6 protein-coding genes are annotated in these 6748 nt (G+C 73.8%); 1 reads left to right on the top strand and 5 read right to left on the bottom strand.

The window, feature by feature from the left end:
- Positions 1–135: 135 nt before the first annotated feature.
- The 3 genes from ACZ51D_RS13395 to ggt form a co-directional block, all read right to left on the bottom strand.
- Positions 136–726, bottom strand: coding sequence for a hypothetical protein (locus ACZ51D_RS13395; protein WP_465619792.1), 591 nt, complete (start codon positions 724–726; stop codon positions 136–138).
- Positions 727–956: 230 nt separating this feature from the next.
- The gene (locus ACZ51D_RS13390) at positions 957–1760 is read right to left on the bottom strand and encodes an exodeoxyribonuclease III (protein ID WP_360489957.1); all 804 of its coding nucleotides are present in this window, start codon (positions 1758–1760) and stop codon (positions 957–959) included.
- Positions 1761–1944: 184 nt separating this feature from the next.
- Positions 1945–3735, bottom strand: a complete 1791-nt coding sequence (ggt, locus tag ACZ51D_RS13385) for a gamma-glutamyltransferase (protein WP_465662307.1) — start codon at positions 3733–3735, stop codon at positions 1945–1947.
- Positions 3736–4046: 311 nt separating this feature from the next.
- Here ggt and ACZ51D_RS13380 point away from each other — a divergent pair, with 311 nt between their 5' ends.
- Positions 4047–4691: a hypothetical protein gene (locus ACZ51D_RS13380; RefSeq protein WP_465662305.1), complete on the top strand. Its 645-nt coding sequence runs from the start codon at positions 4047–4049 to the stop codon at positions 4689–4691.
- A gap of 108 nt (positions 4692–4799) precedes the next feature.
- On the opposite strand, the gene ACZ51D_RS13375 is transcribed toward ACZ51D_RS13380, so the two are convergent.
- Both ACZ51D_RS13375 and ACZ51D_RS13370 read right to left on the bottom strand, forming a co-directional pair.
- A complete protein-coding gene (locus ACZ51D_RS13375) occupies positions 4800–5906 on the bottom strand; it encodes an ROK family glucokinase (protein ID WP_360489963.1) in 1107 nt (368 codons plus the stop codon).
- Complete coding sequence (locus ACZ51D_RS13370; RefSeq protein ID WP_465662303.1) at positions 5903–6730, bottom strand: ATP-binding cassette domain-containing protein; 828 nt, start codon at positions 6728–6730, stop codon at positions 5903–5905. Before ACZ51D_RS13370 ends, ACZ51D_RS13375 begins: the two co-directional genes overlap by 4 nt.
- Positions 6731–6748 lie beyond the last annotated feature (18 nt).

Here is a 6748-nt window from a genome sequence, read left to right as displayed (position 1 = left end):
CGCGGGCGCGCGCCGGGGCGGCCGGCGGCGCCCCCCCCCCGGCGCCCGCCCCCCCCCCCCCCCCCCCCCCCCCCCCCCCCCCCCCCCCCCCCCCCCCCCCCCCGCGGCGCTGCGGCGCGAAGGGGGTGAGGGCCGTCAGGCACCGCGCCTCCGAAGCAGCCAGAAGCCGCCGACACCTCCCGCGACCAGCGCGAGACCGCCGGCCAGCTCCGCCGGGTCCTCCACGACCGAGCCGCCGAGGCCGGTCTGCACGGCACCGTGCGGGGCGACCTGCTGGCTGCCGGCGCCGGACTGCCCGAGCGAGCCGGCCCACTCCCCCGCCGCCTTGCCCCAGTCGCCGAGGCTCTTGTCGGGAGTGGTGGTGGCGGCGACGGTGGTGACCGTCACGGTGGTGGAGAAGGCGCCGCCGTCCGGGCAGGTGCCGTCGACCTTGCTGTCCCCGGAGTGCTGGGAGGCCAGCCGGGCGGAGCCGGTGTGCTTGCCGTCGGAGCCCAGGGTGAGGGTCGCCGGGCCGCCCTCGAAGGCGGCGGAGCGGGCGGTGATGGTCTTGGCGTCGGGCTTGTCCGACTTCTCGCAGGAGACCGTGACCGTCACGGTCTGGCCCGGTGCGGCCTGGGACGGGCTGACCGAGGCCGCGCCGTCCCTGGCGGAAGCGAGGGGGGCCGTCAGGCCGGTCAGCGCCGTCGCGCCGATCAGGGCGGCGGCGGCCGTACGCAAGGGGCGCATGCCGGAACCTCCGGGATTCTCGGGCGCAGCCGGGGACTCCCATGTCCACGTAGTCGATCAACTGCACCCGGTCATTCACCGACGGTAGGCACGCGCCCCGCGATCAGCCAGCGCTCAGGACCGTTCGGGTTACGGCCCGTCTACCCGGGGTCACCGGCGACGGGCCCCCGGGCACGGCTCGGCGGCTGACTCATCCGGTGCCACTCAGCCGGCTGACTCATCCGCGCGGCTCACAGGTCGAGGTCCACCACGACCGGCGCGTGGTCCGAGGTGCCCTTGCCCTTGCGGGCCTCGCGGTCGACGTAGCTGTCGGTGACGGCGTCGGCGAAGGCCTTGTTGGCGTAGGTGAGGTCGATCCGCATGCCCCGGTTCTTGGGGAAGGCCAGCTGGCGGTAGTCCCAGTAGGTGTAGGGGTGGTCGTACTTCAGCGGGCGCGGCACCACGTCCTGCAGGCCGATCTCGCCGAGGGCCTCCAGCGCGGCGCGCTCGACCGGGGTGACGTGGGTGAGGCCCTCGAAGGCGGCGACGTCGAAGACGTCCTCGTCGGCCGGGGCGATGTTGAAGTCGCCGAGGACGGCGAACGGACGGGGGCCGGCGGCGTCCTCGACGGAGGCCTTGCGCAGCGCCTCCAGCCACTCCAGCTTGTAGTGGTAGTGCGCGTGGCCGACCTCGCGGCCGTTGGGCACGTAGACCGACCAGACCCGGACCGGGCCGCAGGTGGCGGCGATGGCGCGCGGCTCGACATCGGGCAGCAGGGCGCCGTCGGCGAGGTAGCCGGGCTGGCCGGGCAGGTCGCGCACGACGTCCTCCAGGCCGAGCCGGGAGACGATGGCGACGCCGTTCCACCGGCCGGTGCCGTGCGCGGCCGTCTCGTAGCCGAGCTCGCGGACCTCGTCGTACGGGAAGGCGTCGGCCGCGCACTTGAGCTCCTGGAGGCAGAGCACGTCGGGCTTGGCGCTCTCCAGCCACTCCAGGAGCTTGGGCAGCCGCGCGGTGACGGAGTTGATGTTCCAGGTGGCGATGCGGACGGTCACGGCGGGCGGCCTTCCCGGTGGTTCGGTACGGACGGAGGTACGGACGGAGGTACTGGCGGAGGTACGGACGGGGCGGGCCGACCCTCGTGAGGGAGGCCCACCCCGAACATACCGCCCGCCACTGACAATCCGGACGGCTCAGCACACGGGCGCCGACCCGGTCAGCACACGGGCGCCGACCGGGTCAGCGTGCGGACCGGACCACCGCCGCCGCGCCGCCGCCGCGCCGCACGGGTTCGGCGGCGGCCACCCAGCGTCCGTCCGGCAGCCGTTCCACGCCGGTGGCGGCGCCGATCTCGGCCACACCGGTGAAGGCGTGTCCGAGTGCCTCCAACTCGGCCCGCTCGGGCAGTGCCAGGAAGGCGGGCTCGGCCTGGGTCGCGGCGGTGTTGCGCTGACTGGCGCGCGGCGCGGCGATCGCCTGTTCCAGGCTCAGGCCGCGGTCCAGCCGTCCGAGCAGCACCTGCAGCGTGGTGGTGATGATAGTCGCGCCACCGGGGCTGCCGGTGGCGAGGAAGGGCTCGCCGTCGCGCAGCACGACGGTCGGGGACATCGAGGAGCGCGGCCGCTTGCCCGGGCCTGGCAGGTTGGGGTCGGGAACGCCGGGGGCGAGCGGGGCGAAGTCGAAGTCGGTCAGCTCGTTGTTGAGCAGGAAGCCCCGGCCGGGAACGGTGATTCCGCTGCCGCCGGTCTGCTCGATGGTGAGCGTGTAGGAGACGATGTTGCCCCAGCGGTCGGCGACCGTCAGGTGGGTGGTGTTGGGGCCCTCGTACGGCTCGGCGACGGCCTGGCCGGTGTCGGCGCAGTCCGCCGGGTGGCGCGGGTCGCCGGAGGCGAGCGGGCTGGTGAGCGCGTGGTCGGGGCTGATCAGGCAGGCCCGGGAGGCGGCGTAGCGCTCGGAGAGCAGTTGCTTGGTGGGCACGTCGACGGCGGCCGGGTCGCCGACCCAGCGGTTGCGGTCGGCGAAGGAGATCCGGGAGGCCTCCAGGAAGTGGTGGTAGTACTGCGTGCTGCTGTAGGCGGAGACGTCGCCGCCGTCCTCCAGGATGTTGAGCGCCTCGCCGACGGTGGTGCCGCCGGAGCTGGAGGGGGCCATCGAGTAGACGTCGTAGGCGCCGTGGGCGACGTGCGTGGGCGCCTGGTCGCGGACCCGGTAGGCCGCGAGGTCGGCGGTGTCGACCCTGCCGGGGCGGGCGTTGCGGCCGGAGGCCGGGTCGACCGGCGGGTGCTGCAGGGTGTTGACGATGTCCTCGGCCAACGTGCCCCGGTAGAAGGCCTTCACGCCGTCCTTGGCGAGCAGCCGGTAGGTCGCGGCGAGGTCCGGGTTGCGCAGGACGCTGCCGACCTCGGGGGGCTTGCCGCCGGGCAGGTAGAGCTTGGCGGTGGCCGGGAAGTCCTTGAACCTGGCCTGGTTGTCGGCGGTCTGGCTGCGGAAGGTGTCGTCCACGACGAAGCCGCTGTCGGCGATCCGCTCGGCGGGTTCGAGGGTCTGGGCGAGCGAGCGGGTGCCCCACTGGCGGAGTGCGGCGTCCCAGGTGGCCGGGGTGCCGGGGACGCCCACGGAGAGGCCGCTGGTGACGGCGTCGGCGAAGGGCAGCGGTTTGCCGTCCTCCAGGAACAGCCCGGCGTCGGCGCCGCGGGCGGCGGTCTCGCGGCCGTCGATGGTGTGCACCCGGCCGGTGGCGTGGTCGTAGTAGACGAAGTACCCGCCGCCGCCGATGCCGGAGGAGTACGGCTCGGTGACCCCGAGGGCCGCCGCGGCGGCGACCGCCGCGTCCACGGCGTTGCCGCCCTTGCGCAGTACCTCGATCCCGGCGGCGGTGGCGTCCGCGTCGACGGTGGCCACCGCTCCGCCCCAGCCCACCGCCTCGGGCGCCTTCGGTGGCGGGGCCGCGGCCCCGGCCGGCAGCGCGGTGGACCAGATCAGTGCGGTGCTGAGCAGCAGTGGTGGTGCCAGACGGGTCAGAACCCTCATCCGAGCCCTCCTGAGTCGACGTCAACTCAGTTGTTCCACAGGCGGGGATGATCCGACAACCACACCATGCTGCTACCGGCGGGTAGTTGACGGGGCAGCGGAGAAGGATCCGGCTTCCGGCCTTTCGGCAGGTCACATTCCGGATGCGATCGTGGTCGATGAGATGAACAGTCGTTCATGCGACGGATAGGTTGCGCGGGAGCCTCACGACTTCCTCACAAAAAGGACCAGCCCCCTCCGTGTATCCGGCCCCGGCATCCCCGCACCCTGTCGCCGCCCCCGCCCGACGCCCCTGGTGGCAGCGGCGCGGCGTGCTCATCGCCAGCTTCCTCGTCTTCCCGTTCGCGGCGTTCCTGATCGCGTGGAGCCGGCCGAGGGCGCTCTGGAAGAAACTCCTCAGCACCGCGGTGGCCGCGGTCTGCTGCCTGGCCTGGATCGGCGCCTTGACCGACCCCAAGCCCGCTTCGCACACCCCCGCCCCGGCCGCGGCCACCGCAACGGCGATGGCGACGGCCGAACCGACCCCCACCACGGCCTCGCCCCCGACCACTCCGACGCCGACGCCGACGCCCACGGAGACGCCGTCCGCCGCCCCGACACCCACGCCCGAGCCCCCGGCTCCCACGCCCGCCGCCACCGTCCAGCAGCCCGGGACCGCCGCCCCTGCCCCGAAGCCCCCGAAGTCCGACCCGCCTGCCGCAACCCGACCGGCCGACGGCGGGTCCTCCACCACCGGCGGCACCTCGACCGGCGGGGGGTCGGCCACCGGCGGCGGCAGCAGCAGCGGTGGCGGTTCCTCGAGCAGCGGCGGATCCGGCACGGGCGGCAGCGCCGGAACCGTACACCCGGGCTCGTTCTGTTCCCCGGCCGGCGCCACCGGCGTCACCAGCAAGGGCACGCCGATGGTCTGCGGCGCCGGCAGCGACGGCCGCGACCGCTGGAAGGCCGCGGGCTGACACCGCAGAGCGAACAACTGCCAAGCGACAGCCGACAGCCGACAGAGTTCAGAAAACAGATGACGAAATCTGTTCGCTGAACTCTGTCGGCTGAAAGTTGTGCCCCCCTTACAGTGCGGTGCGCTCCACCCGGCGCCGCTTGATGGTGCGGAAGCGCCGGGCGACCTGGCGGGCGAGGTCGGCTGCGCCGACCAGGCCGGCGTCGTTGCCGAGGGCGGCGTGCACGATGGCGGCCTCGGGCCGGAAGCCGCGGCCGGTGAGGGTGCGGCGGAAGGTGTCGCGGGCCGGGCCGAGCAGCAGGTCGCCGGCCTCGGAGACGCCGCCGCCGATGACGAAGCGGCCCGGGTCCAGCCCTGCGGCCAGGTTGGCGATGCCGACGCCCAGCCAGGTGCCGACCTCGTACAGCAGCTCGATGGCGATCGGGTCGCCCTCCTGCGCGGCCTCGGTGACCAGCGGGCCGGTGATGCCCTCGACCGTCCCGCCCGCCCGGGCCAGCAGCGGCTGCACGACCGGGGATTCCTCGGCGACCAGCTCACGCGCGTCGCGCACCAGCGCGTTGCCGGAGGAGTACTGCTCCCAGCAGCCGCGGTTGCCGCACGGGCAGCGGTGGCCGCCGGGCAGGACCTGCATGTGCCCGAACTCGCCCGCCAGCCCGTACTTGCCGCGGTCGACGTAGCCGTCGCGCACCACGGCGCCGCCGATGCCGGTGCCCAGGGTGAGCATCACCATGTGGTCCTCGCCGCGCCCGGCGCCGAAGCGCCACTCGGCCCAGGCGGCCGCGTTGGCGTCGTTCTCCACGATCACCGGGAAGCGCAGCCGCGCACTGAGCACCTCCCGGAGCGGCTCGTTGCGCCAGTTGAGGTGCGGGGCGAACAGCACCCGGGAGCGGTCGGCGTCGACCCAGCCGGCCGCGCCGATGCCGACCGCGTGGACGTCGTGCCGGTCGGCGAGCTGCAGCACCAGCTCGACGATGACGTCCTCGACCACCTTCGGACTCTTGCTCTTGTCCGGTGTGTCGGTGCGCAGCTTCTCCAGCACCTTGCCCTCGCCGTCGACCACCCCGGCGACCACCTTGGTGCCGCCGATGTCGACGCCGATGGTGGGCAGTCGCAGTATCCCCGCGGGCAGGGCGCGGCGGCGGCGTTCGGCGCGCGGGCCGAGGCCGAGCAGGGTGGGCAGGACGGGCGGCCGGCTGCTGCCTTGAGGGCTGGTCACGACTGCGGGGGCTCCTCACGGGAGACGGGTGCGGAGGGACGGGCCAGCTCGTGTGACAGCTCGGCGAGGTCGGAGCCGCCGGCCATCTCGGTGGTGAGCTGTTCCAGGCTGATCTCGGCGCGCGGGTGGCTGCCCGCCATCCGGCCGCGCTTGAGCAGGGTGAAGTGGTCGCCGACCAGGTACGCGTGGTGCGGGTTGTGGGTGATGAGCACGACTCCGAGTCCGGCGTCGCGGGCGGCGGTGACGTACTTGAGCACCACCCCGGACTGCTTGACACCGAGCGCTGCGGTGGGCTCGTCCAGGATCAGTGCCTTGGCGCCGAAGTGCACCGCGCGGGCGATCGCCACGCACTGGCGCTGGCCGCCGGACAGGGTGCCGATGGGCCGGTCGACGTCGTGCAGGTCGATGCCCATCTTGGCGAGCGCCTCGCGGGTGGTGGCACGCATGCTCTCGGCGTCCAGCCGCAGGCCGCCCCAGCGGCGCATGCCCTGTTCGGAGCCGAGGAAGAAGTTGCGCCAGACCGGCATCAGCGGGACGACGGCGAGGTCCTGGTAGACGGTGGCGATGCCGCGGTCCAGGGCCTGGCGCGGGGAGTCCAGGCGGACCTCCTCGCCGCCGACGGTGTAGCTGCCCTCGTCGTGCCGGTGCAGCCCCGAGATGATCTTGATCAGGGTGGACTTGCCGGCGCCGTTGTCGCCGAGCACGCAGCTGATCTCGCCGGCCCGCAGGGTCAGCGAGACGTCCTGGAGGGCCCGGACGGTGCCGTAGCTCTTGCCGACGCCCTCGAGGGAGAGGAGTTCCTCGTTCATCGGAACCTCGCTCATCGGAACCTCGGTCCTCGA

This window comes from Kitasatospora sp. NPDC033851 (genome assembly GCF_055576085.1).
This window is presented reverse-complemented; position numbering and strand designations above follow the sequence as displayed.